This window comes from Pseudanabaena sp. 'Roaring Creek' (genome assembly GCF_001402795.1).
Taxonomy (GTDB): Bacteria; Cyanobacteriota; Cyanobacteriia; order Pseudanabaenales; family Pseudanabaenaceae; genus Pseudanabaena.
In genome coordinates this window covers 1-2596 of sequence record NZ_LIRE01000529.1, presented here as the reverse complement: position 1 = coordinate 2596, position 2596 = coordinate 1, and the positions used below count along the sequence as shown (strand labels likewise).

The following is a 2596-nucleotide window of genomic DNA, read 5'->3' as shown; positions in this document are numbered from 1 at the left end:
CTTACTTAGTCATTAAGTATCTTGCATTCTAGCGCGTTGGAGCTGGTAAATGAGTTGCAATGTTAGGGCAATTATTACGGAAATTTGGGCTGAGAATGCCAAAATGATATCGGAAAATTTGATATTTGATATCACCAGCCAAGGAAATCCAAAAAATAGCCATAGTCCAGCATAGCGATCGGGATTAATTGATAAACTCACCATGATTAGTATTGGCAGAAAAATCAATGCCGAAATGGTTCCTGTTACCCATGCCGATGGATTTCGTGTTTTAAGAAATAAAATTAATTGGGCAATTAGAGAGTAAATAAGGATTGTGAGGACAAAGGAAGCCAATACAATCAGCGCCTTACCGCGAATTTCTGATGCCGTCCATGTATTGACCCAAATCAAAATCAGTACTTGGGTAAATATTAGATTGAGGGCGATCGCGATCGGGGCAGGGCTCTTGTCCGACCAAATCAAGTCACGGATGATATAGCCCAATCCCGCTGGCTGCCCTTCGTTAGTCACTAAGGCTCCAAACCTTACCCAATCCAGTAATGCTTGCCTCTGTGGTGTTAGGGCAGCGATCGCAATTAAAAACAAAAAGCAGTTGGGGATATAAATGAGGAGTAATAAAATTAATTGAAATTCGATTGTGGATGAGTTCGACGATGTTATCCGCATAAAGCTAGATTGCATACAGAACCCCAACATCAAGATCTGGACATAAACCGCTACAACATAGCTCTGTCCCTTACTAATAAGCGTAGATGCAGGATTATGGAAGCGCCGTTGCAAGATCCGCCAAATCGCCAAACTAAAAATTCCCAAGTTAACAATTGTAAAAGCATGGGAAGCCCAAATATTGGATGTAATGGATAAATACCACCATTCCGCATGAATCGGTTCGATCCTGCCACCCACTAAGACTTGGCTAAACGAACTCCATGTGGTGAAAATATTCCACCACATAAAGGCGGGAGCAAACCAAATGAACGTAATGAACGCAAATACCAATGCTCCTGCTGAGACCTGTCCGCCAAATTTAGCTTGCCATCCACTCAGCAAAGCCAGTAATAGCGATGCGCTGAATAGGAGGAAGGCAGTTCCGATCATCAATATATAAAAACTGCATAAAAAAGCGATCGGTACATTCGCGCCGATCGCTGATACCAGATGATAGGGAAGTGATAGTCCGATTCCTAAATAGGTCAGCAAAGGTACTCCCATAAGCTTGCCCATCAGGACGTTAATACTCGATCGTGGACTGATGCGGATAAAGTTCAGTGTGCCTTTATAGTCCTCCAGCGAAAGATCGGCGACAAGGCTATAAACCCCTGTAAAAAACAAAATAAATGGCTCAGTCCATGTGATAAATCGAAACTGCTCCAACCACCAAACTTGCCAAGATGGGGTACAGCCAAACCCGCGCATCTGGGTATAACATTCCTGAATAGGGATGCGCTGACTGTAAAACAAAAGCAGCAGCATCTGAAATAACAAAGACAGCCCGATCGCTACAATGAGATTACGCAATTTAAGCTTGCCCCGAATTTCCCGCAATAGCTGCGGATTCCAGTTACCGATACGATCGAGCCAAGGTATTGCCTTTGGAGAATCCGATGGAGAATTATGCATGATATTCTAGGGGTTCACGAAGATTACGAAGATTACTTACAGCCCATTGATGGATTAAGTAGTTAGTATAGCGATTCAGATTTTGGAGCTAATTTATGCTTCATCTAATTGGGGTAAAAAATCCACCTTGCCTGTTGCTAATCTGTAGTAGGCAGGTACGACTTTTAAAGTTCCATTTCCTACTTCATGGGACAAAATCGGGGTCGTGGTTTGAATGGTCTGTACCATCAGATTGATATGGGCTCGAACCGTATTGCTTAACACATCACCCTTGAGTCCCTGACCTACTTTTACCGCAGGCTCGATATAGCGGATCAATGAATTGAGTTTTCCTTCCGAAAATATATGTTCGATCGCTGCCATTACCGCGCCGCATCTTTCATGACCGAGTACCACCAATAGTCTAGTTCCTAGATGCTCGACCGCGTACTCAATACTAGCAATGACTGCATCATCGGCAATATGTCCTGCCACCCTCAGTACAAACAAGTCACCGACTCCCTGATCGAAGATTAGTTCGGGAACCACACGGGAGTCAGCGCAGCCTAAAACGATGGCAAAAGGGTGTTGCGCTCTTGACAGCTCGACTCGATGCTGTGCGCCTTCATGGGGATGCTCTACATGATCGAGTACATAGCGATCGTTACCCTTTATTAATTCTTGTAATGCGGCTTCGGCAGTTAGGTTGTTGACTGTGTAATAAGTATGATTGGTATCGATCATGAGAGCTTGCGAAACCTATTGGAATAAACCTACTTGTCTTTTTTTTCGTAAAAAGTAGTAAGCCAGACATCTGATAATTTAAGACCTTTATGTAACCTAGCCAAGTCTGGTCGGATACCATATCCAAAGATAGTTGCAGTCACTCTTTATGGAATGGGCTTTACCCACTTCTGCTTAACCCGAACTCACGTTATAGTCGTTTTAAATAACTTGTAGACGGGCTTCGACTTCGCTCAGCCCTCGGTGTAAG

Annotated in this window: 2 protein-coding genes; both read right to left on the bottom strand. The window is 43.6% G+C overall.

The features are described from left to right. Positions 1–12 precede the first annotated feature (12 nt). Positions 13–1623, bottom strand: coding sequence for a hypothetical protein (locus tag AC805_RS15990; RefSeq protein ID WP_055076343.1), 1611 nt, complete (start codon positions 1621–1623; stop codon positions 13–15). A gap of 93 nt (positions 1624–1716) precedes the next feature. Further along, positions 1717–2346, bottom strand: a complete 630-nt coding sequence (locus tag AC805_RS15985; RefSeq protein WP_055076342.1) for a carbonic anhydrase — start codon at positions 2344–2346, stop codon at positions 1717–1719. Positions 2347–2596: the final 250 nt, after the last annotated feature.

Excerpts from the sequence above, each read along its gene's own strand:
- AC805_RS15990 (WP_055076343.1), bottom strand. The coding sequence starts at position 1,623 with ATGCATAATTCTCCATCGGATTCTCCAAAGGCAATACCTTGGCTCGAT.
- AC805_RS15985 (WP_055076342.1), bottom strand. The coding sequence starts at position 2,346 with ATGATCGATACCAATCATACTTATTACACAGTCAACAACCTAACTGCC.